Origin of the sequence: Pseudomonas sp. GM_Psu_1 (genome assembly GCF_026544185.1) — a bacterium.
GTDB lineage: Bacteria > Pseudomonadota > Gammaproteobacteria > Pseudomonadales > Pseudomonadaceae > Chryseomonas > Chryseomonas oryzihabitans.
In genome coordinates, this window is sequence record NZ_JALNUX010000002.1 from 237,481 (window position 1) to 261,062 (window position 23,582).

Below are 23,582 nucleotides of genomic sequence, written 5' to 3' on the forward strand. Positions count from 1 at the left end.
GCAAATACCTCAAGTTGGCGCCGGCCTTCAGAGCGGCGAAGGCTGGGGCTTCTCGCCGCGCAGGGCGGCCTGCAGCCGGGCTGCCAGGTCGGCCTCGCGAAAGGGCTTGGGAACGATGAAGGATTGTTCGGGATCGAGTTCGCCCAGTTCGGCATAGCCGGTGATGAAGACCACCGGCAACTGCGGCAGCCGCTTGCGCACCTGGCGGGCCAGCTCGGCACCGTTCATGCCGGGCATGGCGAAATCCGCCAGCAGCAGATCGATCTGCGGATCGCGCTCCAGCGCACTCAGGGCGGCGAAGCCATTGCTGGCCTCCACCACCTGATAGCCGAGATCGGCCAGCAGGGCAGCGGTCACGTTGCGTACCGCGTGGTCGTCGTCGACCAGCAGGATGCGGCGCTCGGCGGCCTGCTCGTCGCGACCCAGGGCCGGTAGCCCGATCGGATCCTGGGCATCCTCCGCCTCGGTACGCGGCAGATAGACCAGCACCGTGGTGCCACTGCCCATCTGCGTCTCGATGCGGACCCCGCCACCGGACTGCTTGGCGAAGCCGAACACCTGGGCCAGGCCCAGACCAGAGCCCTTGCCCACCTCCTTGGTGGTGAAGAAGGGTTCGAAGGCCTTGGCCAGCACCTCTTCGCTCATCCCGGTGCCGGAATCCTGCACCGCCAGCAGCACGTATTCGCCCGGCTCGGGCTCTTCCGGACGCTGGGGCGGCTCGCTGATGGTCTGGTTGGAGGTACTCAGGCGCAGGGTGCCGCCGACCGCCATGGCATCCCGAGCATTGATCGCCAGGTTGAGGATGATGAGTTCGATCTGGGTCGGGTCGACCAGGGCGTGCCAGCAATCGGCGCGCAGGTGGGTCTCGATCCAGACGCTGCCGCCCATGGTACTGCGCAGCAGCTCCAGCATGCCCTCGACGGTTTCGTTGAGCTTGACCGGCTTGGGCGCCAGTCGCTGGCGACGGGAAAAGGCCAGCAGCTGGGCGGTGAGCTTGGCGCCCCGCTCGCCCGCTTCGCGGATGTTCTGCACCCGCCCCTGGGTCTTGTCGCTGGCCGCCAGGCGCGTCAGGTCGCGCTCGAGGAAGCTGGCGCTGCTGAGCACCACGGTGAGCAGGTTGTTGAAGTCATGGGCCACGCCCGCCGTGAGCTGGCCCACGGCTTCCAGCCGCTGCATCTGCTGCAGGGTCGCCTCGACCCGCTCGCGCTCGTCGATCTGCTCGCGCAGCTGGCGGTTCGCTGCCGCCAGCTCTTCCATCGCCAGGACTTCCGAGGAGATGTCGCGCCCGGAGCAATAGGTCATGCCGGCATCCGGTACCGCCGTCCAGGAAATCCAGCGATAGCTGCCGTCACGATGGCGGATGCGGTTGACGAAGCGCTGGCTGGTCGCGCCGGTGGCCAGCTGCTTGAGTTCGTTGTCGGTGATGAAGCGCTCGTCGGGATGCACCAGCGCCAGCAGCGAGGAATCCAGCAGCTCCACTCGGGACCAGCCCAGATTTTCTTCCCAGGCCGGGTTGAGCGCCACCAGGGTGCCATCGGGCTTGCACACCAGCAGCAGATCGCGGGTGAGGTCCCAGGTCCGATCGCGCTCCCGGGTACGTTCTTCGACGCGCTCGCCGAGACTGACGTTGAGCCGCTCGAGCTTTTCCGCGGCATCGCGCTGCTGGGTGATGTCGAGCATCACGCCCAGAAAGCGGGTGCAGACGCCGGCGTCGAAGAAGGGCTGGCCGCGGGTCTCGACCCAGCGCTGGGCGCCGTTGTCCAGGCGAATGCGGTATTCGCTGCGATAGTCGTCGTCGCGCTCATCGGCGCTCGCCTGGCGGACCGTATGCAGAAAGCGCTCGAGGCCATCGCTGCCGCACAGCCGTTCGAAGACCTCGAGATCGACCACCGCATCGGCCGGCAGCCCGAACATGGCCTTGCAGCGCTCATCCCAGACCAGGGTACGACTGGCCGGCAAATACTCCCACATGCCCAGGCGGGAGGCGTCCATCGCCAGGCGGGACCTGACCTCCAGGCTGTGCAGGGCTTCTTCGGCGCGGCGCCGCTCGCGGCGCTCGTGCACCACCAGCAGCGCCCGCTCGACGGCCTTGGCCAGGAGCTCCATGCTCTGCTTGAGCACATAGTCGTTGGCACCCAGGCGCATCATCTCCACGGCGTGCACCTCACCGAAGATGCCCGAGACGAAGATGAAGGGCGTTTCCGGTGCCAGCGCCCGCGCCACGCGCAGCGCCTCGGCGCCGGAGAAGCCCGGCAGGATGATGTCGGAAAGGATGATGTCGTAGGTCTGCTGGCTCAGGGCCAGGGTGAGACCGGTACGCTCGTAGACGATCTTGGATTGCAGCTCGAAGCCGTGCCTTTCCAGCTCGATCAGGATCAGCTCGGCGTCGAGCTTGCTGTCCTCTACCAGGAGGATCTTGATCTGTTTCGAGAGGGGCATAAACGGACGTCGGCCTTGGATCTGTTCGCTCAGGGGAGCCGGGTCGCGCATATCTGCCGGTCGCGGATGACTGGATACGGATGCACTTATTTTCACTCGCTAACGGCCAATGCGCCTGGCGACACGGCGAGATCCTGGCGGCGGCTCGTTGAGTACGGCCCAGAACACGCCGAGGTCACTGATCGCGGCAACGAAATCACGGAATTCGACCGGCTTGACCACGTAGGCGTTCACGCCCAGTTCGTAGGCCTTTTCCAGATCGGGCTCCTCCCGCGACGACGTCAGCATGACCACGGGGATGCTGCACAGCTCCGGGGTACCACGCACCAGGTCCAGCACCTCGAGGCCATCGACCTTGGGCAGCTTGAGATCCAGCAGCATCACGGCGGGATTGCCCGGCTCGCGATCGGCATAGGGCTCGCGGCGCAACAGGTAATCAACCGCTTCGGCGCCGTCACGCAGGACCACGACATCGTTGGCCAACTGGCTGCGCTCCAGAGCCACCAGGGTAAGCTCCAGATCGTGCGGATTGTCTTCGACCAGCACAATGGGTTTGAGCATGAATAGAACTACCTTTTGTGTACCGGCGACGGTCGTTGTTTGGGAAGGGCGAAATAGAAGGTCGCGCCCTCGCCGATGGCACCCTCGGCCCAGACGCGACCGTCATGGCGCTCGATGATACGTCTGACACTGGCCAGACCGATGCCGACCCCTTCGAACTCATCGGCATGGTGCAGGCGCTGGAAGACGCCAAACAGCTTGCCCACATAATCCATGTTGAAACCGACGCCGTTGTCCCGGACAAAGATGATGTCCTCGGAATCGCTCGGCAAGGTGCCGATCTCGATCACCGCCGGCTCTTCGTAGCGACTGTATTTGATGGCATTGGCCAGCAGATTACGCAAGGCGAGATGGACGAAGGCGGCATCGGCGATGACGACAGGCAGGGGGCCGATGTGCCACTCCACCTGCCGCTCGGCATAGTCCGGCGCCATCTCTTCGCGGATGGCTTCCACCAGGGCGGTGAGATTGACGTCGGAATAGCGGATCGCGGCCCGCCCCATCTGCGAGAAGCTCAGCAGGTTGTCCACCAGGCTGCCGGCGAAGCGCGCCGACGAACCGATGTTCTCCAGGAAACGCCGCCCCCGGTCCGACAGCTTGCCACCCTCGATGTCGCCCAGCAGCTCGGCATAGCCGGCGATGTGGCGCAGCGGCGCCCGCAGGTCGTGGGACACGCTGTAGGAAAAGGCCGCCAGTTCCTTGTTGCTGCGCTGCAGCTCCTCGGCCAGCTCGGCCATCTCCTCGGCCTTGCGCAGGACGATCCCGCGCACCGCGTTGCGCAATTCGATGGCGCTTTCCAGCTCCAGCGGCGACCAGGGTAGCGACAGTCCCCGTACCGTCTCCTGCCAGAGCACGAAGCTCTGTCGGGGCGACAGACGCCCGTCGCTGCCTTCCTGCTTGGTCGGCCGGCCGGCCCAGTTGACCACCTGCACCAGTTCGCTGCGGAACCAGATCAGGTAGTGGGAATGCAATTCGGAAATGGGGACGGCGAGCACCCCGGCCGCATGCTGGGCCAGTTGGGGGAGCTCGGCGATGTCCTTGGCCAGGTTGTCGGTGACGAAGTGGTCCTTGACGTTGACCGACAGCCACTCGACCAGGCTGTCCACCACCTCGCGCGGTGGTACCTGGCCGATCAGCTCGGTCCCGTCGGAGGAGATGATGGCGGCGCCCTGCGCCCGGGCGAAATCCAGGAAGACCTGCGGCAGCTCCAATAGTCCCTGGCAGACGCTGTCGCGGTCGGCCATGGTCGAGAGCATCTGCACCATGGATTGGCGCAGCGCCAGCCGGCGATCGGATTCCGCATGGGTCTCGGCGGCATCGATCTGCAGCGACAGCACCCGGCCGAACAGCTCGCAGGCGGTACGCGTCTGGAAGGACACCCGCTGGGGTTGACGGTCGTGGCAGAGCACCAGGCCCCAGAGGCGATCACCGACCACGATGGAGATGGACATGGACGCCAGGGTGCCCATGTTCCTCATGTACTGCAGGTGCACCGGCGACACGCTGCGCAGCTGCGCGAAGCTGAGATCCAGCGGCTGCCCGGTCAGCGGATTGGTCTGCGGCTGCAACGGCGAGGGCTGGTAGTAGGCGTTGCCGATCACCCGGATGCGGTTGGCCAGGTACAGGCGACGCGCCTGGGCGGGAATGTCCGAAGCGGGAAATCTCAGGCCCAGATAGCTGGGTACCCCGGGATCGCACTCCTCGGCCAGCACCTGCCCATGACCGTCCTCGTCGAAGCGATAGATCATGGTGTGGTCGAAACCGGAAATACGCTTGGCTTCGCGCACCGCGAGCTTGGCGATGGCGTCGACGGTTTCGGCCTGGTGCAGCTGTTCGATGAACACCCGCACCATGGGGTAGAGGGTATTGAGGCCAAGGCGGCTGTCCACCGGCGCCTCGAATTCGACGATCAGCACCCCGCCGAAACGGTGCATGAACAGCGCGAAGGTCTGCTGCCGCGGCCCCAGGGTCACATCACCCTGATAGATGGGGTTCTGCTCTTCCTGGGTCAGGGCACCAAGCATGGCCGGCAGATCCCGTTCCGGCAGCAATTCGCCGAGGGTGCGACCCAGCACCTCCTCCACGGCGACCCCGAGGTACTCGCGGACGTTGGCACTGGCCTGGACGATGCGCAGAGCCGGCTCTTCCACGGCGAACAGGAAGCCATGTTCCTGGATACTGCCGGGAATATGGATCGGCTCGTTGGCGCAATCGGCCAGAGCGTCGGGCTGCGTCTTGGAGGGTGACTCGAGCGCCAAACCGGGAACCTCATGTGATCGGAAAGAAGCGCAGGGAAAGCGGTGCGCCGAAACGGAAACAAAGGTCATTCAGACTATCAGACCCTGGGCAGGAGGCGAAGCGAAACGGCGCGCAGCCTGGAGAGCGACATGCGCGGCGACACTGTCTCGCCGCGGGTTGGAATCTTCTCCGCCGGCCTTCGGTCGGAGCTGGTTTAGCCTCAGGATCCTGCCCATGTCCTTGCGCCGCGCCCTCCCCCTGGCCGCCCTGCTGCTGAGTCCGCTCAGTCAGGCCGAGCCCCTCTACGGCGAACGTCTCGAAGGCTTCGACTACGACTATCCGGTCAAGACCTTCAGCTTCGACTCCCAGCGCCAACCGCTGGAAATGGCCTATCTCGACGTCGCGCCGAGCGGAAAACCGAACGGCCGGACCCTGGTGCTGTTGCACGGCAAGAACTTCTGCGCCGGCACCTGGGCGCAGAGCATCCAGGTGCTGAGCGCTGCCGGCTATCGGATCGTGGCCCCGGACCAGATCGGTTTCTGCAAATCCAGCAAGCCAGCCCACTATCAGTACAGCTTCCAGCAACTGGCCGCCAATACCCGGGCGCTGCTCGACCACCTGGGCATCGCCCGGGCGACCCTGATCGGCCATTCGACCGGCGGCATGCTCGCGACCCGCTACGCCCTGCTCTATCCCGAGGCCACCGAACAGCTGGTGCTGGTCAACCCCATTGGCCTCGAGGACTGGAAGGCCCTGGGCGTACCCTATCGCAGCGTCGACCAGTGGTACGCCCGGGAGCTTAAGACCTCCGCCGACGGCATCCGCGACTACGAGCGCAGCACCTACTACGCCGGCCAGTGGTCCCCGGCCTACGAACGCTGGGTGACGATGCTCGCCGGTCTCAACAACGGCCCCGGCAAGGAAAGGGTCGCCTGGAACTCGGCCCTGATCTACGACATGATCTACAGCCAACCGGTGGTCTACGAATTCGCCCGACTGCGCATGCCCACCCTGCTCATGATCGGCCAGCGAGATACCACCGCCATCGGCAAGGACGCCGCGCCGGCCGCCATCAAGGCGCAGCTGGGTCATTATCCCGAACTGGGCAAGGCGGCGGCGCGACGCATCCCCCGGGCGACCCTGGTGGAATTCGAGGACCTGGGCCACGCGCCCCAGATGCAGGCGCCGGAGCGCTTTCACCAGGCCCTGCTGCAGGGGCTGAGCGCCCTCAAGGCACCCTCGACGCAGCCCCAGCCCTGATCGAATCCGGACGATGAAAAAAAGGCGGCGCACCCTCGAGTACGCCGCCTTTTTTCATGCCCTGTCAGACGACGCTGCCCACGAACGCCATTCGTGGGCAGCGCCTGCTTCAGGCGCTGCTGCTGGCCAGATCCGCCAGTTCACGACTGGCGACGCTGTACATCGCATAGTCCTGACCGCTGGCATTGCGCAGATCCACCAGCAGACCCCGCCAGCGCTCCACGGCTGACCGATGGCGCTCCAGCCATAGCGAGAGCCGCGCTTCCGGATCGCTCGGCGCCTCGCTCAGGTTGAGCATGGCGATGGTGATGGTGCGCTGCTGCACATCCACCTCGTCGCGGAAGGCTTCGCGCGCCAGGGCCTGCCAGGCATTGGCCACCGGCAGCTGGTTGAGCTGCTGCTGGTACCAGGCCAGGTCCAGCACATCGCCCGCGGCGAACCAGGTAGCCGCCACTTCCAGCGGATCCTGGGCGGTGACCTCCGCCGCCTGGATCACCGGCAGCAGGGTATAGATGTGGTTGGTCCCGGCGACGACCCGCGCCAGCAGCTCGGGCACGCCCGCCTCGGTATAGGCGCGGAAGCGCTCTTCCCAGTCCTGGCGCGGCTCGCCCTGCAGCAGTTCGTCCAGACGCACCCCCAGGGCGGCGATGCGCGGCCCGAAGAAGGCCGCCACGGCGCCGGCATCCAGGCCGCTGCGATGGCTGCGCAGGAACCAGCGGGTCGCCCGCCGGCCCAGTCGCATCAACTCGCTCATCAGGCGCAGCTGCAACTCCGCCGGCACCTGATGATCCAGGGCTTCCACCTGACGCCACCAGTGCGGCAGATGCAGGACGTCGCGCATCACCACATAGGCGCGGGCGACATCGGCCGCGCTCATGCCGGTGGATTCGCACAGGCGCTGCACAAAGGTGATGCCCATGTGGTTGATCAGGTCGTTGGCGATCTGGTTGGCGACGATCTCGCGTTTCAGGCGATGGCGCGCCATGGCCTCGGGGAACTGCTCGGTCAGGCGCTGCGGGAAGGCACCCTGCATGTCCCGGGCGAGGTATTCGTCGTCCGGCACCGAAGAGGCCAGCAATTGCTCCTTGAGGTCGATCTTGCTGTAGGAGATCAGCACCGACAGCTCGGCCCGGGTCAGTCCCTGTTCCTTGGCCGCGCGCTCGGCGAGCACCTCGTCGCTGGGCAGGAATTCGAGGGTGCGATCCAGCTTGCCACGCCCTTCGAGGTCGACGATCAGCCGCTGGTATTCGGCCAGGTGCGTCCGCGCCCGGTATTCCGCCAGCGACAGGGCACCGGTCTGCATGTAGTTGTTGGCGACCACCAGTTCGCCGACCTCGTCGGTCATCTCGCCCATCAGCGTGTTGCGCTGCTTGACGGTCATGTCGCCGGCGGAGACCACGTCGCCCAGGAGGATCTTGATGTTGACCTCGTGGTCGGAGCAGTCCACGCCGCCGGCGTTGTCGATGAAGTCGGTGTTGCAGGCGCCGCCGTGCAGGCCGAACTCCACCCGCGCCAGCTGACTCATGCCCAGGTTGCCACCCTCGCCAATGACCTTGGCGCGCAGGTCGCAGCCGTCCACGCGCAGCGCGTCGTTGGCCTTGTCGCCGATGTCGGCATGGCTTTCGAAGCTGGCCTTGACGTAGGTGCCGATGCCGCCGTTCCAGATCAGATCCACCGGCGCCTTGAGCAGGGCGTTGATCAGCTCGTTGGGCGTCAGGTAATCGGCCTGCAGATCGAAGCGCGCCTTCATCTCGGGACTGATGGCGATGCGCTTGGCACTGCGCGGGAAGATGCCACCACCCTGGGAGATCAGGCTGGCGTCATAGTCGGTCCAGCTCGACCGCGGCAGGTTGAACAGCCGTTCGCGCTCGACATAGCTGCGCTCGGCGTCCGGATTGGGATCGATGAAGATGTGCAGGTGGTTGAAGGCTGCCACCAGCTCCAGGCTGCGCGAACGCAGCAGGCCGTTGCCGAAGACGTCGCCGGCCATGTCGCCGATGCCCACCACGGTGACCGGATCGGTCTGGACGTCGATGCCGCGCTCCCGGAAGTGGCGCTGCACGCTGACCCAGGCGCCCCGCGAGGTGATGCCCATCTTCTTGTGGTCGTAACCCGCCGAACCACCGGAGGCGAAGGCGTCGTCGAGCCAGAAGCCATAGTCCTGGGCGATGCCGTTGGCGATGTCGGAGAAGGTCGCGGTGCCCTTGTCGGCGGCCACCACCAGATAGGGGTCGTCGCCGTCGTAGCGCACCACGGCAGCCGGCGGGACCACTTCACCGTCTTTCAGGTTGTCGGTGATGTCCAGCAGACCGCTGATGAAGATGCGGTAGCAGGCGATGGCCTCGGCCTGGATGTCGTCGCGGGAGCCGCCGGTGGGCAGACGCCGTGGCACGAAGCCGCCCTTGGCGCCCACGGGGACGATCACCGAGTTCTTGACCTGCTGCGCCTTGACCAGGCCCAGCACCTCGGTGCGGTAGTCTTCCTCGCGATCCGACCAGCGCAGGCCGCCGCGGGCGACATTGCCGAATCTCAGGTGCACACCCTCCACGCGCGGGCTGTAGACGAAGATCTCATAGCGCGGCACCGGGCGCGGCAGCTCGGGAATGGCCTTGGGATCGAGCTTGAAGCTGAAATAGGCCTTGGGCTTGCCAGCGGCGTCGGTCTGGAAGACGTTGGTTCTCAGGGTCGCCTTGATCAGGTCCAGGTAGCGCCGCAGGATGCGGTCCTCGTTGAGCACCGCGACATCGTCGAGGGCACTGAGGATGGCCTGCTCCAGGCGCTGCTGCTTGTCGTCCAGGTCTTCGCTGGTCATGCGCCGCGCCAGGTAGAACTTCATGCGGAACAGCCGCACCAGTTCCCGGGCGATGTCGACGTGGGCGTTGAGGGTGGCGGCGATGTAGCCGATGTCGAAGCCGATGCGGATCTGCTTGAGGTAGCGCGCATAGGCGCGCAGCACCGCGACGTCCCGCCAGGGCAGCCCGGCGGTCAGCACCAGGCGGTTGAAGCTGTCGTTTTCCGCCTGCCCATCCACCACCTGGACGAAGGCGTCCTGGAAGGTGTCATTGAGTTGCTGCAGATCCAGCTCCAGGCCGGCCACGGTGGTGAAGGCGAAGTCATGGATCCAGTAGCGGCGGCCATTGCGATGGCGCAGCTCGTAGGGAAATTCGCCGAGCACGCGCAGCCCGAGGTTTTCCAGGATCGGCAGGACGTCCGACAGCGCCAGGGGCGTATCGGCGTGATAGAGCTTGCAGTGCAGGATGTTGTCGCCGGTCTGGGTCAGCGGCTGGTAGAAGCCCATGGCCAGGCGGCGCTCGTCGCTGAGCGCCAGCAGGTGGCGCATGTCTACCACGGCCAGGTGCGGCGCGAAGCGCTCGCGATAGCCGGCCGGGAAGCCCAGCGGATAGTCGGCGAGGATGGAGGTGCCCTGGGCTTCGCCGAAGCTGTCCACCATCAGGCTGGCGAAGTCGTCCTTCCAGCTGCGGCAGGCCTGCACCATTTCCTGTTCCAGGCGCGCCGGATCGACATCCTGCGGCTGTAGGGGATCGACGCGCAGGATGAACTGCACCCGCGCCAGCACGGACTCGGAGAAGAAGGTCCAGAATTCGCAGTCGGTGCCATGCAGGCGATCCATGAGGATCTGCTGCATGCGCTGGCGCACTTCGGTGGAATAGATGTCGCGCGGCACATAGGCCAGGCAATAGAAGAACTGGCCATAGGGATCGCGGCGCAGGAAGACGCGCACCTTGCTGCGCTCCTGGATCTGCACGATGGCCATGGCGGTGCTGAACAGATCGTCCACCGGGGTCTGGAACAGATCGTCCCGCGGCAACCCTTCGAGGACCTGGGCCAGTTCCTTGCCCAGGTGGGCGCTGCTGTCGAAATCGGCGCGGCGACGCACCTCGTCGACCTTGCGGCGGATATAGGGAATCTCGCGCACGCTGTCGTTGTAGACGCTGGAGGTGTAGAGACCCATGAAGCGGTGCTCGCGCACCACCCGGCCACTGGCGTCCACTTCGCGCAGGGAAACGAAATCGGGATAGGCCGGGCGATGCACCCGGCTCGGGTCGGCCGCCTTGGCGAAGGACAGCAGCACCGGTTCGCGCAGATAGCGCAGCGGCTCACCGGACAGGGTGATCTCGGCGGTCTCGGGGCGACCGCGCAGGCGCCGCGACAGGCCGAGCAGGGAGTCGGGCACATAGCGTTGCACCGCGGTCTCGCCGTCGCCCTCGACGGTGAATTCCTCGTAGCCGAGGAAGGTGAATCTGTCGTCGCGCAGCCAGTCGAGGAAGGCCTTGACCTCGGCCAGTTCGCCCTCCTCCACGCCGGCCGGACGCCGATCCAGCCAGCTCAGCAGGTCGGCGACCTTGGTCTTCATGGCGGCATAGTCGCCGACGGTCAGGCGCACCTCGCCGAGGATCTCCTGCAGCGCCGCCTCCAGGGTGCGCAACTCGCTGGTTGTGGCACAGCGGTCGATCTCGAGGAACATCAGGGCTTCGCGGGTCACCCCTTCGCCCTGCTGGCCCTTGGGCAGCAACTCGAGCAGACGACCCTGGGCATCCCGGCGCACGCTGAGGACGCTGTTCTGCAGAGTATGGACACTGTAGCCCTGGCGATTGAGCTCCATGCGCACCGAGTCGACCAGGAACGGCGAATCGGCGTGCAGCACCTCCACCACGGTGTGGCTCGATTGCCAGCCGTGTCGTTCGTAGTCCGGATTGAAGACCTGGACCCGCGGCTCCGACGGATCGAAGACATCCAGCAGACGCCAGGCCGACAGTACGCAGCCGACCAGATCGGAGAGCCGACGCTGAGTGAGTTCTTCCAGCGGGACGATGCCGAAGAACTGGGCGGTGAAGCGCTCCAGCTGTTCGAGGGTATCCCCTTCGACATGGGCCGCGAGGGCATTCTTGAGTTGTTGTTGGAAATCCGCTTGGCTGGCAGCGGTGAAAAACGCCATAACCGTACTCCGTCCTGAAGGTGCTGTGGGCTTCGCTCCGCAGAGGACAGGCCTCTCCCGGAGCGAGTTCCACAGGGGACGAGGCCGGACTGCACCAAAAAAGTGCAAAGATGCAGTGCGGCTAGAGTAGCCAACAAAGACAGCTATGCACGTACGTCAGGGCGACAACAAGATTCAGCTGCGGAACGGATCTCAATAGTGCGGTGGCGGCGCCTCGTCCGGCAGACCACCGCCACCCGAACTCTGCAGCTCGGCCTGGCGCTCGGCCAGGACGCGAATCTGGGCCGCGCAGCGATCCAGCGCCCGCTGCTGCTCGACGATGATGTCGTTGAGGGTCTGAATGGTGTCGTCCTGGAAGGCCTGGCGCATTTCCAGGTCGGCGATACGGTCTTCAAGGGTCATGCCTGTGTCTCCTCTTCGAGCAGCACCCGCCAGCGTTCCGCTGCGGCATGGCCGGCTTCCGCGGTATGGGGCTCGCGTGGCGAGTGCCCCCATACCGGGCCGGGCCAGGCCGGATCGCCCTCCTGCCGCAACAGGACGTGCAGGTGCAATTGCCTGACGACGTTGCCCAGAGCACCGATGTTCAATTTTAGATCCGGCTGCGCGTGGCGCAACACCTGGGCAACAAGTGTCACCTCTCGCCACAGTTGTGCCTGATCCTGGGGTGACAGGTCGAGGATCTCGGTAACACTTTCGCGCCGGGGTACCAGCACCAGCCAGTCATAGCGCCTGTCGTTCAGCAGCAATACCTGGCACAGCGTCAAGGACGCCACTTCCAGGGTATCTCCGGCCAGCCGTGGGTCTATTTGGAACATCTCATCTCCTGCCAACACCTGTCGGCACTAAAAGTGTGCACAGCTTTGTGCAAGTGAAACCTTTGGTGTCACAAAGGTGCAACCAACCCTTCCGAAACTGCCCATTGCTCGGGAAGCGGAGCAGCGATAGACAGGCGGGCTCAGGGATTGAGCGTTTGTGCACGCTTTTTGCTATCACGATCCGGGTACGACGATCGGACGGGAACTCTTAAAGAGCTTTCTTAAGAGTCACGGTTAATCCGCTCATCACACGCAAAATTTTGATGAAGCCTATCGCCCCTCCGAGAGAGGTGCTATATGTGCCGCCATTAGAACAAACAGCCACGGCTGACACGATGGCTGACTTTCAACCCAAAGGAGCATTTCTGATGCAAGCGATGAAGTGGAGCATTCTCGCCCTGGCCGTAGCCGCAGGGACCACTCAACTGGCTTTCGCCGACCAGCAGTCCGAGTCCAAGGGCTTTGTCGAAGACAGCAAGCTGACCCTGCTGAACCGTAACTACTACTTCAACCGGGATCTCAAGAACGGCGCCAACGATCGTAAAGATTGGAGCCATGGCTTCCTGATGAACTACGCATCGGGCTTCACTCAGGGCACCGTGGGTGTCGGTGTGGACGCCTTCGGCTACCTGGGCCTGAAACTGGACGGCGGCCGCGGCCACGTCGGTTCCGGCAACCTGCAGATCGACAGCGACGGTCGCAACAAGGACGAGTACTCCACTGCTGGCGCCGCCGTCAAACTGCGCGTCTCCAACACCGTCCTGAAGTACGGCAACGTGCAGCCCACCTCCCCGGTCTTCGCCGTGGGTGGCAGCCGTCTGTTCCCGCAGACCGCTACCGGCTTCATGCTGACCAGCGAAGAAATCGCGAACCTGTTCCTGGAAGCCGGCCACATCACCGCTGCACGTGACCGCACCAACACCTACCACGACGGCAACATGGGTTCTGCCTACACCGGCATCACCTCCAGCTCCGCCGATTACCTGGGTGGCAAGTACAAGATCAACGATCAGCTGAATGCGTCGCTGTACTACGGCCGCATGGAAGATCTGTGGAACCAGTACTACGCCAACGTCAACTTCGTGCAGCCGTTGGCAGCCAACCAGGCGCTGACCTTCGACTTCAACTACTACTACACCAAGGACGCTGGCAGCGCCAAGCTGGGTGACTTCACCAACAACGCCTACTCGCTGGCCGCCGCTTACAGCATCGATGCCCACACCTTCACCCTGGCCTACCAGGGCGTGAGCAGCGACTCGCCGTTCGACTACGTCGGCGTCGGTGGCAAAGGTGCTACCACCGGCAACGGTGGCGACAGTATCTTCCTGGCCAACTCCATCCAGTACTCCGACTTCAACGCCTCCGGCGAGAAGTCCTGGCAGGCGCGCTACGACCTGAACATGGCGACCCTGGGCGTACCCGGCCTGAGCTTCATGGCCCGCTACATCTACGGTCACGACATCGACGCGCCCAAGGGCAGCACCGCCTACGCCGGCCTGTATCAGGATGGCGACAAAGAGCGCGAGACCAACGTCGAAGCCAAGTACGTCCTGCAGAGCGGCCCGGCCAAGGACCTGTCCTTCCGCGTCCGTCAAGCCTGGCACCGTGGCGACGCCAGCACCGGCGGCACCGTCAACGAGTTCCGTCTGATCACCGAGTACCCGCTGAACATCCTCTAATAGAGGCCAGCGTCACTCGCACGATCCAGCAGCCCGGCATACGCCGGGCTGTTCTTTTCCGGCCTCCGGTCGGCGCCACCCGCGTCCCTGTACGCCCTGCCCCACCCCGCCGTACAATGCCGGTCCCGTCTCGATGCCGACAGACCGCCTAGCCATGCGTACCAGCCAGTTCCTGCTGTCCACCCTCAAAGAAACCCCTTCCGATGCCGTGGTGATCAGCCACCAGCTGCTGCTGCGTGCCGGCATGATCCGCAAGCTGGCCTCGGGTCTCTATACCTGGCTGCCGCTGGGCCTGCGCGTGCTGCGCAAGGTGGAAGCCGTGGTGCGTGAGGAAATGAACGCCACCGGCGCCCTGGAGGTGCTGATGCCGGCGATCCAGCCCGCCGAGCTGTGGCAGGAATCCGGTCGCTGGGAGCAGTACGGCCCCGAGCTGCTGCGCCTGAAGGACCGTCATCAGCGCGATTTCTGCGTGGGCCCGACCCATGAGGAAGTCATCACCGACCTGATGCGCAACGAGTTGAACAGCTACAAGCAGCTGCCGATCAACCTGTACCAGATCCAGACCAAGTTCCGCGACGAGATCCGCCCGCGTTTCGGTCTGATGCGCGGTCGCGAGTTCGTGATGAAGGATGCCTATTCCTTCCACCTGAACCAGGCGTCGCTGCAGGAAACCTACGACGCCATGTACCAGGCGTACTGCAACGTCTTCAGTCGCCTGGGTCTGAATTTCCGTCCGGTGCAGGCCGACAACGGCTCCATCGGCGGCAGCGGTTCCCACGAATTCCATGTGCTGGCCGGCTCCGGTGAAGACGACATCGCCTTCAGCGACAGCTCCGACTACGCGGCCAACATCGAGAAGGCCGAGGCCCTGCCGCGGGAAACCGCGCGCGGCGCCGCCACCGAGGAATTGCGTCTGGTCGATACCCCCGACACCAAGACCATCGCCGATCTGGTGGAGAAATTCGGTCTGGCCATCGAAAAGACCGTGAAGACCCTGGTCGTGCGTGGCGCCGAGGAAGGCACCCTGGTCGCGCTGGTGGTGCGTGGCGATCACGAACTCAACGAGATCAAGGCGGCCAACCTGCCGGAAGTCGCCAGCCCCCTGGTGTTCGCCACCGAGCCGGAGATCCGCGCGGCCATCGGCGCCAGCCCCGGTTCCCTGGGCCCGATGAATCTGTCGATCCCCTGCATCGTCGATCGCTCGGTCGCCCTGATGAGCGATTTCGGCATCGGCGCCAACCAGGAAGACAAGCACTACTTCGGCGTGAACTGGGAGCGTGATCTGCCGCTGCCCCAGGTCGCCGATCTGCGCAACGTGGTGGCCGGCGATCCGAGCCCCGATGGCCAGGGCACCCTGGTGATCAAGCGCGGCATCGAAGTGGGCCATATCTTCCAGCTGGGCACCAAGTACAGCGAGGCGATGAAGCTGTCGGTACTGGGCGAGGAAGGCAAACCCACCACCCTGACCATGGGCTGCTACGGCATCGGGGTGTCCCGTGTGGTCGCCGCCGCCATCGAGCAGAACCATGACGAGCGCGGCATTCGCTGGCCGGCTGCCCTGGCGCCCTTCCAGATCGCTCTGGTGCCGATGAAGTACGAGAACGCCGCGGTGAAGGAAGCGACCGATCGCCTCTACGGCGAGCTGAAGGCCGCCGGCTTCGATGTGCTGCTGGACGACCGTGACAAGAAGACCAGCCCTGGCGTGAAGTTCGCCGACATGGAGCTGATCGGCATCCCCCATCGCCTGGTGGTGGGTGAGCGCGGTCTCAACGAAGGCCTGGTCGAATACAAGGGCCGTACCGACAGCGACAGCCAGAACGTCGCCCTGGCCGAGATCGTAGGCTTTCTCAAGGCCCGCTGAGGGCTACCGCTCCAGGTCAGGCGTCCGTGCGCCTGACCTGGAAGTCGGTCAGGCCTGCGCAGGCCACTTCCTCCAGCTCCATCCCGGTCACCTCGGCCGCTGCCGGTCCCTGCCAGAGCCAGAGCTCCATTTGGGCGAGCGCCTCGACCGAACCTTCCAGGTGGCATTCCACCCGGCCATCCGCCAGATTCCGCACCCAGCCGGTGACGCCCAGTCGCTGCGCCTCCTGCCGCGTGCTCTCGCGATAGTAGACGCCCTGGACGCGGCCACTGATCAGGCCATGACGTGCCGATTTTGCCATCATCGTTGGGCTCCTCGTTCTTCCAGCGCCGGCGTAACCTTGAGCCACTGGGCCACGCTCCCGGCTAGCAGTTCATGACGCTGTGCCTGCAGCCGCGCGAAGGCCTCCTGTAACTGCGGATACCAGTCACCGGGAAAGCGCTCGGCAGGCGGCCAGCAATCCGGCGCCGGCGGTGCCCAGGGCGCCCGATCCAGCAGATCCAGCAGCGCATAGCCATGCAGGTCGCGGCAGAGCACCCAGTGGCCGCTGTCGTTCTGGCACACCAGGCGTTCCTGCTGCAGGAACGCCAGTACCGCATGCCATTCATGCTCCGGCAGCTTCCAGCCCGCCTGGTGCAGCCGCCCCAGGTGCAGACTGGAGCCGCTCTGCTGCCGTTCCAGGAAAGCTCGCAACACGGCGAGCAGGATGAAGAAGGCCGGCAGCGGCGCGCGGCGCCAGTGATGGGTGGTGGACAGGCTGCAGACCACTTCCGCGCCGAGCAGCACGATCAGCCAGCAGACGTAGATCCACACCAGGAACAGCGGCACCGTGGCAAAGGCGCCATAGATCAGCTGGTAGCCGGGGAAATAGAAGACATAGAGGCCGAACAGACTCTTGGCCGCCTCGAACAGCACCCCGGTCAGGGCTCCGCCGATCAGCGCGTGGCGCAGCGGGACCCGGGTGTTGGGCACGGCGGCGTACATCAGGGTGAAGGCGGCGATGCTGAACAGCAGCGGCGTGACCTTGAGCAGCGCCTGGGCGCCCGACATGCCGTAGGAACCGAACACCAGGGCCACCGAGGCCAGGTAGGTGCTCATGGCGAAGCCGGCGCCCAGCAGCAGTGGCCCCAGGCTGAGCACCGCCCAGTAGAGCAGGAAGCTGGAGACCCCGCGCCGCGGAATGCGTACCCGCCAGATGTCGTTGAAGGTCTTTTCCACCGTCACCAGCATGAAGAAGGAGGTCACCGCCAGGAGCGCCACGCCCAGCCAGGTCAGGTGCCGCGCCTGCTCGATGAAGTTGCGCAGGTACTCTTCCAGGGTCGCCCCGGTGGAGGGCACGAAATTGCGGAAGATGAAGGCCTGGATCTGCACTTCCGTGCCCTGGAAGGCGGGTATCGCCGAGAGCATGGCGAAGGTCACGGTCATCACCGGGACCACCGCGAACAGGGTGGTATAGGTGAGGGCCGCGGCATTGTTGGGGGCGCGGTCTTCGATGAAGCGGTCGGCGAGGTAGCGAACGAAGGACAGCAGTTCACGCAAGCGGGCCGGCATTGGCGGTTCCTCGAAAGGCACGGTCAAGGGCTGGCGCGGCAGTCCTCGCCAACCCGCTACAATGGGCATCTTACCTTCTATGGATCAGCCCATGAGTGAAATCGTCCTCTATCACAATCCGCGCTGCTCGAAATCGCGGGCGGCCCTTGCGCTGCTGCAAAGCCGCGAGCTAGCCGTGTCCGTCGTGCCCTACCTGGAAACGCCGCCGGATGCCGCCACCCTGCGCGCGCTGCTCGCCAAGCTGGGCCTGGAGGCGCGCCAGTTGCTGCGCACCGGCGAGGACGCCTATCGCGAATTGAACCTCGCCGATCCGGCGCTGGACGACGCAGCCCTGATCGCGGCCATGGCCGCCCATCCCAAGCTGATCGAAAGACCCATCGCCGTGCACGGCGAACGCGCCGTCGTCGGTCGTCCCCCCGAGCGTGTCCTGGAGATCCTGCAGTGACCCCCGAAGCCTATGTCCTGGTGCTCTACTACAGCCGCCATGGCGCCACCGCCGAGATGGCCCGCCAGGTTGCCCGCGGGGTGGAGATGGGCGGCATGGCCGCGCGCCTGCGCACCGTGCCGGCGGTCTCCGCCGAGTGCGCCGCCGTCGCCCCGGCGGTACCCGAGCAGGGCGCGGTCTACGCCACCCTCGACGACCTGCGCGATTGCGCGGCCCTGGCCCTGGGCAGTCCGACGCGCTACGGCAACATGGCCGCCGCCATGAAGTACTTTCTCGACGGCACCAACAGCCTCTGGCTGACCGGCGCCCTGGTGGACAAGCCCGCTGGCGTCTTCACCTCCACCGCCAGTCTGCATGGCGGCCAGGAGAGCACCCTGCTGTCCATGGCCCTGCCGCTGCTGCACCACGGCATGCTCATCACCGGCCTGCCCTACAGCGAGAGCGCCCTGCTGGAAACCAAGGGGGGCGGTACGCCCTATGGGCCGAGTCATTTCGCCGGGGCGGATGGCAAGCGCGCGCTGGACGAGCAGGAGACGGCGCTGTGCCGGGCCCTGGGCAAGCGCCTGGCGACCCTGGCGGGTCGCCTGCAGCAATAGCGGGAGCCGGCGCGGCTACCAGCCCATGATTTCCTTGACGAAGGGAATGGTGAGCTTGCGTCGCGCCTGCAGCGACGCCTGATCCAGGCGTTCGAGCATGTCGAACAGGGCGTCCATGCTGCGGGTGTTGCGCGAGAGGATGAAGCGACCGACCTCGTCGGTCAGGTGCAGGCCGCGGCGGGAGGCACGCAGTTGCAGGGCGCGCAGCTTGTCTTCGTCGGACAGCGGGCGCAACTGGAAGACCAGCGCCAGGGTCAGGCGCGACTTGAGATCGGCCAGCTGCACCGGCAATTGCCGCGGCGAGGCGGTACTGGAGATCAGCAGTCGCTTGCCGGCATCGCGCAGGCGATTGAACAGATGGAAGAGCGCCTCTTCCCAGCGCCGCTGCCCGGCCAGGGCGTCGAGATCGTCGAGGCAGACCAGCTCGCACTGTTCGAGGTTGTCGAACAGCTCGACGCCGTAGTCGGCCAGTTCGCCCATGGGCAGGTAGATGGCGCGCTCGCCCAGTTCTTCCAGGCGGTGACAGGCGGCCTGCATCAGGTGGCTGCGACCGGCACCCGCGCCGCCCCAGAGATAGATCAGGCTTTCCGTCCAGCCGGCATCGGCATCGCAGAGACGCTCGACATAGCCGAGCGCCGCGGCATTGGCGCCAGGGTAGTAGTTGACGAAGGTGGCGTCGTCACGCAGACGAATGCCCAGGGGCAGCTGTAAAGGCATCATGCCGGCTCGAACGGCTCTTGGCAGTTTCGCGAGGGCGCCAAGTCTAACCAAATCCCGGGCCCCTCGCAGCAGCCGCTTCAGTCTTGGGTGCCAGCCCTCACGGCCAGCGGAAATACAGGGTGGTCCGCGCCGGTTGCGCGGCCGGCGCCGGCTGGGCCGCGGGCGGGGTCGGAGCAGCCGTTGCATCCACGGGTGCAGCCGGGGTCGCCGGTGCCGGAGCGGCCGGCGCCGTAGCGGGCTGCAGACCGGCAAGACCGAGTTGCGCCTGCAACTGGTCCGGATTGGCGGTGAGGTCGTAGGTCAGCTGGGTGCCGTCGACCTTGACCAGCCGGCTCGACAGGGGCTCCAGCACCTTCTGCAGCTGGGCATAGCGTTCGAAGTTGGAATTGTCGGCCACCAAGGTCAGCGGCTGGGTCGTGCCCGGGCGGGAGACGAATTTCTTCGACAGGCGCGCGGCGACATCCTGCAGCACCGCAGCGGCCAGGGCATCCTGATCGGCGGCCTGGCTGCTGCCCTGTTCGGCGGCACCGCTGTTCCACAGGCGCCACTGGGCCTGCCAGCCATTGCCCTGGGGTTTGGCGTGGACGGCCAGCAGGGCATTGGCGCCGTAGCGCTCGGAGGCCTGGCGCAGGGCGGTCGGATCGCTGGCGTCGATATTGGCGGCGGTGCCGGCGAGTTGTTCGTTGAGGTCGGCCAGCGGCAGACGGATCGGCAGACCGGCGCGCTGGGCGCCGCGCTGGACCCCGGTGCTGGCGGGCTGGCCGTCACCGACCAGGGTCGCCCCGCTGTCGGCGTCGTTGAGCCACCAGATCATCACCACCGGACGATTGGCGCCCCATACCGAGAGACCCGCCTGACCCAGGGCCCGCTCGGTGGCGGCCGGATCGAAGTTGACAACCAGCACCTCCGGCGGACCGGCGTCGTAGCCGTACTGGCTGATCAGGGATTCGGGCGCCGCCAGGGCGCTGGCCAGCGCCGGGGTCTGACCGGCCTGGGGGTTGCCGGTCAGGCGCCCGGCCAGGACCTGCAGGGCGCGCTTGAGGGCGGCATTGCGCTCGTCCGGCTGTTGCGAGGTCACCGGCTCGCGGACCTGGTAGAGGTTGTCCACCACCTCGGCGCGGGCGAGCGGACTCAGGACCAGCAGCGAAGCGAGCAACGGAAGGACGAGACGGCGCATGGCGATTCCATAGAAGGGGCAAGGGGCATACCTTAAAAGCCGCCTGACCCGCGAGCAAGGGCACTGGGTCGCGGGCCGCGCAGAAGGTAGCGGTGGAGACTGCCAGCCCGGCGAACGGGCAGGCGATCTGGCTCAGACCACGGCAGGCTGGCCGGGTGCCATCGCCGCCCGGACCGGAGGCCGCGGCGGGCCGCGTGCTTTGGCACGGCTTCTGGTAAAATCGCCCGCCTCATTGCCGGCTGGCGCCAGCCGGCTCGTTTCGCCATTAGCCAAAGGCCAGGATTCATGAGCAAACAACCCCAGCTGAGCTACAAGGACGCCGGTGTAGACATCGACGCCGGTGAGGCTCTGGTAGAACGCATCAAGGGCGTCGCCAAGCGCACCGCCCGCCCGGAGGTCATGGGCGGCCTGGGGGGCTTCGGTGCCCTGTGCGAGATCCCGGCAGGCTATCGCCAGCCGGTACTGGTCTCCGGCACCGACGGTGTCGGCACCAAGCTGCGCCTGGCCATGAACCTGGCCAAGCACGACAGCATCGGCATCGACCTGGTCGCCATGTGCGTCAACGACCTGGTGGTCTGCGGCGCCGAGCCGCTGTTCTTCCTCGACTACTACGCCACCGGCAAGCTCAACGTCGACGTCGCCGCCCAGGTGGTGACCGGCATCGGCACCGGCTGCGAACAGGCCGGCTGCTCCCTGGTGGGCGGCGAGACCGCCGAGATGCCCGGCATGTACGAAGGCGAAGACTACGACCTGGCCGGCTTCTGCGTCGGCGTGGTGGAGAAGTCCGAGATCATCGACGGCTCCAAGGTGGCCACCGGCGACGCCCTGATCGCCCTGCCCTCCTCCGGTCCGCACTCCAACGGCTATTCGCTGATCCGCAAGATCATCGAGGTGGCCGGTGCCGACATCGAGAACATCCAGCTCGACGGCCAGCCGCTGACCGAGCTGCTGATGGCGCCCACCCGCATCTACGTCAAGCCGCTGCTCAAGCTGATCAAGGACACCGGCGCGGTCAAGGCCATGGCCCACATCACCGGCGGCGGTCTGCTGGACAACATCCCGCGCGTGCTGCCCGAAGGCGCCCAGGCGGTGCTCGACGTGGCCAGCTGGCAGCGTCCGGCGGTGTTCGACTGGCTGCAGCAGCAGGGCAACGTCGACGAGACCGAGATGCACCGCGTGCTGAACTGCGGCGTGGGCATGGTCATCTGCGTGGCCCAGGAGCAGGTCGAAGCCGCCCTGCAGGTGCTGCGTGCCGAGGGTGAGCAACCCTGGGTCATCGGCCGCATCGAACAGGCCGCCGCCGGCGCCGACCAGGTCGTGCTGAACAATCTGAAACAGCACGGATGAGTCAAGCCGACTGCGCCGTGGTGGTGCTCATCTCCGGCCACGGCAGCAACCTGCAAGCCCTGATCGACGCCGCGACGCCGCCCGTGCGGATCGCGGCGGTGATCGCCAACCGCGCCGAGGCCTATGGCCTGGAGCGGGCCCGGCAGGCCGGGATCGCCACCCAGGTGATCGATCACCGCGAGCATGCCGATCGCGAAGGCTTCGATGCGGCCCTGGCGGCCGCCATCGACGCCCGGGGCGCCGATCTGGTGGTGCTGGCCGGCTTCATGCGCATCCTCACGCCCGCCTTCGTGCGGCGCTACCAGGGTCGCCTGCTCAATATCCATCCTTCGCTGCTGCCCCTCTACAAGGGCTTGCACACCCACCAGCGCGCCCTCGATGCCGGCGATGCCTGGCACGGGTGCAGCGTGCACTTCGTCACCGAAGAGCTGGATGGCGGTCCGGTCGTGCTGCAGTCGCGGGTGCCGGTACGTTCCGAAGATACGGCGGAGAGCCTCGCGACACGGGTACACGCCGCCGAGCACCTCCTTTATCCTGTGGCCGTGCGGTTGTTCGCCGAAGGCCGTCTGCGGCTGGGTACCCTGGGTGCCGAGCTCGACGGCGAGGCGCTGCCGCCTACCGGGGCCGAGTTGCCGTCGCTGACGGCCACGGCCTCCCCTTCCTGATCCAAGGAGAAACTGATGCGACGTCTGTTGTTCCTATTGGCCACCCTCTGCAGCGCCTCGGCCTTCGCCTTCGACCTGCAGCCGTTCACGGCCAGCTACACCGCCGACTGGAAGCAGATGCCGGTCAGCGGCTCGGCCGAGCGCTCGTTGCAGAAGGAAGCCGATGGCCGCTGGGAGCTGAAGTTCGAAGCCTCCATGCTGGTCGCCGGCCTCAACGAATCCAGCACCTTCCGCCGCGAAGGCGAGGCCTTTCTGCCGGATACCTACCAGTACAAGCGCAGCGGCCTGGGCAAGAGCCGCGAGAGCGAGCTGACCTTCGACTGGGCCGGCAAGAAGGTCACCGGCAAGGACAAGGATGATCCGGTCAGCCTGACCCTGGATCGCGGTCTGCTGGACAAGTCCACCTACCAGCTCAAGCTGCAGCAGGACGTGGCCGACGGCAAGAAGAGCATGAACTACCAGATCGTCGACGGCGACAGCATCGACACCTATGACTTCCGCGTCATCGGCCCGGAGCGCATCCGCACCCCGCTGGGCCTGCTCGACACCATCAAGGTCGAGCGCGTGCGCGACCCCACCAAGAGCAGCCGCAAGACCGAGCTGTGGTTCGCCAAGGACTGGGACTATCTGCTGGTGCGTCTCTACCAGCAGGAGAGCGACGGCAAGGAATACCAGACCAGCCTCAAGGAAGGCACGGTCAATGGGCGCACGGTGAAGGGCGCCAACTGATCTGGTCTGCGGGCAAAAAACGCCCTCCTCGGAGGGCGTTTTCTTTTATGCGCCCACGCAGGTGTGATGGCTGCCCCTGGTGACAGGCGAGTGGGTATCCAGCAGCCTTCTTCAGGCAGTGTGCCTCTTCTCCTATCGCGGCCATGGGCCGCTCCTACAAATTCCGTAAAGGTGTAGGAGCGGCCCATGGCCGCGATACCAACGCCGCGAGACGACAACCGCAAGCGCGACAGATTGTCGCAGAAGTTGTAACGACTTGTTGCCGAGATACGCCTTGGTCCGGAAGCGAAACGCTCTAGTATGGGTTCTCAAGCCCTGCCGTAGCGCGGGCTCGACCAAGGAGATTCAGCATGACCATTACCGTAACCGAACGTGACGAAGACCATATGTCCCGCGAAGCCCGTGGCCTGGGCATGCATCTGTGGGACGTGAAGCAGGAAGGGGAACTGGTCGGCGTCTACCAGAGCGAAGCCGCTGCCCTGGAATACAAGGAGCAGATCGAACACGAAGGCGCGTCGCACGCCGAGTGAGTCGAAGGATCT

General features: G+C 65.7%; 19 protein-coding genes. 9 read left to right on the forward strand and 10 right to left on the reverse strand.

Annotated elements, in window-relative coordinates; all coding sequences use genetic code 11:
- Positions 1-27: 27 nt before the first annotated feature.
- From OXS31_RS03835 to OXS31_RS03845, 3 genes are all read right to left on the reverse strand, one after another.
- Entirely contained in the window at positions 28-2,439 is a 2,412-nt protein-coding gene (locus OXS31_RS03835; protein WP_027602659.1) for a response regulator, read from the reverse strand.
- A 99-nt stretch (positions 2,440-2,538) separates the two neighbouring features.
- Positions 2,539-3,000: a response regulator gene (locus tag OXS31_RS03840; RefSeq protein WP_007159296.1), complete on the reverse strand. Its 462-nt coding sequence runs from the start codon at positions 2,998-3,000 to the stop codon at positions 2,539-2,541.
- 8 nt (positions 3,001-3,008) lie between these two features.
- Positions 3,009-5,258, reverse strand: a complete 2,250-nt coding sequence (locus tag OXS31_RS03845; RefSeq protein ID WP_042135911.1) for an ATP-binding protein — start codon at positions 5,256-5,258, stop codon at positions 3,009-3,011.
- Between the two features lie 214 nt (positions 5,259-5,472).
- Here OXS31_RS03845 and OXS31_RS03850 point away from each other — a divergent pair, with 214 nt between their 5' ends.
- Positions 5,473-6,498, forward strand: a complete 1,026-nt coding sequence (locus OXS31_RS03850) for an alpha/beta hydrolase (protein WP_267398007.1) — start codon at positions 5,473-5,475, stop codon at positions 6,496-6,498.
- Between the two features lie 109 nt (positions 6,499-6,607).
- On the opposite strand, the gene OXS31_RS03855 is transcribed toward OXS31_RS03850, so the two are convergent.
- From OXS31_RS03855 to OXS31_RS03865, 3 genes are all read right to left on the reverse strand, one after another.
- Positions 6,608-11,455 carry an NAD-glutamate dehydrogenase gene (locus tag OXS31_RS03855; RefSeq protein ID WP_267398008.1) on the reverse strand — a complete coding sequence of 1,616 codons (4,848 nt, stop codon included), beginning with the start codon at positions 11,453-11,455 and terminating at the stop codon, positions 6,608-6,610.
- A 192-nt stretch (positions 11,456-11,647) separates the two neighbouring features.
- Positions 11,648-11,857, reverse strand: a complete 210-nt coding sequence (locus tag OXS31_RS03860) for a SlyX family protein (protein WP_007159300.1) — start codon at positions 11,855-11,857, stop codon at positions 11,648-11,650.
- Positions 11,854-12,270: an HIT family protein gene (locus OXS31_RS03865; protein ID WP_027602655.1), complete on the reverse strand. Its 417-nt coding sequence runs from the start codon at positions 12,268-12,270 to the stop codon at positions 11,854-11,856. Before OXS31_RS03865 ends, OXS31_RS03860 begins: the two co-directional genes overlap by 4 nt.
- Positions 12,271-12,638: 368 nt before the next feature.
- Between OXS31_RS03865 and OXS31_RS03870 the strand changes: the two genes are divergently transcribed.
- The gene (locus tag OXS31_RS03870; RefSeq protein ID WP_027602654.1) at positions 12,639-13,949 is read left to right on the forward strand and encodes an OprD family porin; all 1,311 of its coding nucleotides are present in this window, start codon (positions 12,639-12,641) and stop codon (positions 13,947-13,949) included.
- Between the two features lie 154 nt (positions 13,950-14,103).
- Positions 14,104-15,810 (forward strand): proline--tRNA ligase, encoded by a 1,707-nt coding sequence (locus tag OXS31_RS03875; protein ID WP_027602653.1) that lies wholly within the window; start codon positions 14,104-14,106, stop codon positions 15,808-15,810.
- Between the two features lie 16 nt (positions 15,811-15,826).
- Here the strand turns inward: OXS31_RS03875 and OXS31_RS03880 are convergent, their stop codons facing one another.
- Both OXS31_RS03880 and OXS31_RS03885 read right to left on the reverse strand, forming a co-directional pair.
- Positions 15,827-16,114 carry an acylphosphatase gene (locus OXS31_RS03880; RefSeq protein ID WP_244898800.1) on the reverse strand — a complete coding sequence of 96 codons (288 nt, stop codon included), beginning with the start codon at positions 16,112-16,114 and terminating at the stop codon, positions 15,827-15,829.
- Positions 16,111-17,361, reverse strand: a complete 1,251-nt coding sequence (locus OXS31_RS03885; protein ID WP_267398012.1) for a YihY family inner membrane protein — start codon at positions 17,359-17,361, stop codon at positions 16,111-16,113. Before OXS31_RS03885 ends, OXS31_RS03880 begins: the two co-directional genes overlap by 4 nt.
- Before the next feature lie 91 nt (positions 17,362-17,452).
- On the opposite strand from OXS31_RS03885, the gene arsC reads away from it, so the two are divergent.
- Together arsC and wrbA are read left to right on the forward strand one after the other, a co-directional pair.
- Entirely contained in the window at positions 17,453-17,806 is a 354-nt protein-coding gene (gene arsC / locus OXS31_RS03890; protein WP_042135924.1) for an arsenate reductase (glutaredoxin), read from the forward strand.
- A complete protein-coding gene (wrbA, locus tag OXS31_RS03895; protein ID WP_007159307.1) occupies positions 17,803-18,402 on the forward strand; it encodes an NAD(P)H:quinone oxidoreductase in 600 nt (199 codons plus the stop codon). The genes arsC and wrbA overlap by 4 nt, the downstream gene beginning before the upstream one ends.
- A 15-nt stretch (positions 18,403-18,417) precedes the next feature.
- Here the strand turns inward: wrbA and hda are convergent, their stop codons facing one another.
- Positions 18,418-19,122: a DnaA regulatory inactivator Hda gene (gene hda, locus OXS31_RS03900; protein ID WP_017638945.1), complete on the reverse strand. Its 705-nt coding sequence runs from the start codon at positions 19,120-19,122 to the stop codon at positions 18,418-18,420.
- 97 nt (positions 19,123-19,219) lie between these two features.
- Complete coding sequence (locus OXS31_RS03905) at positions 19,220-20,299, reverse strand: DUF2066 domain-containing protein (RefSeq protein ID WP_267398016.1); 1,080 nt, start codon at positions 20,297-20,299, stop codon at positions 19,220-19,222.
- A gap of 285 nt (positions 20,300-20,584) precedes the next feature.
- Between OXS31_RS03905 and purM the strand changes: the two genes are divergently transcribed.
- The 4 genes from purM (at position 20,585) to OXS31_RS03925 (ending at position 23,570) form a co-directional block, all read left to right on the forward strand.
- Positions 20,585-21,646, forward strand: a complete 1,062-nt coding sequence (gene purM / locus OXS31_RS03910; protein ID WP_027596992.1) for a phosphoribosylformylglycinamidine cyclo-ligase — start codon at positions 20,585-20,587, stop codon at positions 21,644-21,646.
- The gene (gene purN, locus OXS31_RS03915) at positions 21,643-22,311 is read left to right on the forward strand and encodes a phosphoribosylglycinamide formyltransferase (protein ID WP_267398017.1); all 669 of its coding nucleotides are present in this window, start codon (positions 21,643-21,645) and stop codon (positions 22,309-22,311) included. The genes purM and purN overlap by 4 nt, the downstream gene beginning before the upstream one ends.
- A 15-nt stretch (positions 22,312-22,326) precedes the next feature.
- On the forward strand, positions 22,327-23,040 hold the full coding sequence (locus tag OXS31_RS03920; protein ID WP_044342379.1) for a DUF3108 domain-containing protein: 714 nt from the start codon (positions 22,327-22,329) through the stop codon (positions 23,038-23,040).
- 350 nt (positions 23,041-23,390) lie between these two features.
- Positions 23,391-23,570, forward strand: coding sequence for a hypothetical protein (locus tag OXS31_RS03925; protein WP_007159313.1), 180 nt, complete (start codon positions 23,391-23,393; stop codon positions 23,568-23,570).
- Positions 23,571-23,582: the final 12 nt, after the last annotated feature.

Coding starts and splice junctions, on each gene's coding strand:
- OXS31_RS03835 (WP_027602659.1), bottom strand. CDS start 2,439: ATGCCCCTCTCGAAACAGATCAAGATCCTCCTGGTAGAGGACAGCAAG.
- OXS31_RS03840 (WP_007159296.1), bottom strand. CDS start 3,000: ATGCTCAAACCCATTGTGCTGGTCGAAGACAATCCGCACGATCTGGAG.
- OXS31_RS03850 (WP_267398007.1), top strand. CDS start 5,473: ATGTCCTTGCGCCGCGCCCTCCCCCTGGCCGCCCTGCTGCTGAGTCCG.
- OXS31_RS03855 (WP_267398008.1), bottom strand. CDS start 11,455: ATGGCGTTTTTCACCGCTGCCAGCCAAGCGGATTTCCAACAACAACTC.
- OXS31_RS03860 (WP_007159300.1), bottom strand. CDS start 11,857: ATGACCCTTGAAGACCGTATCGCCGACCTGGAAATGCGCCAGGCCTTC.
- OXS31_RS03865 (WP_027602655.1), bottom strand. CDS start 12,270: ATGTTCCAAATAGACCCACGGCTGGCCGGAGATACCCTGGAAGTGGCG.
- OXS31_RS03870 (WP_027602654.1), top strand. CDS start 12,639: ATGCAAGCGATGAAGTGGAGCATTCTCGCCCTGGCCGTAGCCGCAGGG.
- OXS31_RS03875 (WP_027602653.1), top strand. CDS start 14,104: ATGCGTACCAGCCAGTTCCTGCTGTCCACCCTCAAAGAAACCCCTTCC.
- OXS31_RS03880 (WP_244898800.1), bottom strand. CDS start 16,114: ATGATGGCAAAATCGGCACGTCATGGCCTGATCAGTGGCCGCGTCCAG.
- OXS31_RS03885 (WP_267398012.1), bottom strand. CDS start 17,361: ATGCCGGCCCGCTTGCGTGAACTGCTGTCCTTCGTTCGCTACCTCGCC.
- arsC (WP_042135924.1), top strand. CDS start 17,453: ATGAGTGAAATCGTCCTCTATCACAATCCGCGCTGCTCGAAATCGCGG.
- hda (WP_017638945.1), bottom strand. CDS start 19,122: ATGATGCCTTTACAGCTGCCCCTGGGCATTCGTCTGCGTGACGACGCC.
- OXS31_RS03905 (WP_267398016.1), bottom strand. CDS start 20,299: ATGCGCCGTCTCGTCCTTCCGTTGCTCGCTTCGCTGCTGGTCCTGAGT.
- purM (WP_027596992.1), top strand. CDS start 20,585: ATGAGCAAACAACCCCAGCTGAGCTACAAGGACGCCGGTGTAGACATC.
- purN (WP_267398017.1), top strand. CDS start 21,643: ATGAGTCAAGCCGACTGCGCCGTGGTGGTGCTCATCTCCGGCCACGGC.
- OXS31_RS03920 (WP_044342379.1), top strand. CDS start 22,327: ATGCGACGTCTGTTGTTCCTATTGGCCACCCTCTGCAGCGCCTCGGCC.
- OXS31_RS03925 (WP_007159313.1), top strand. CDS start 23,391: ATGACCATTACCGTAACCGAACGTGACGAAGACCATATGTCCCGCGAA.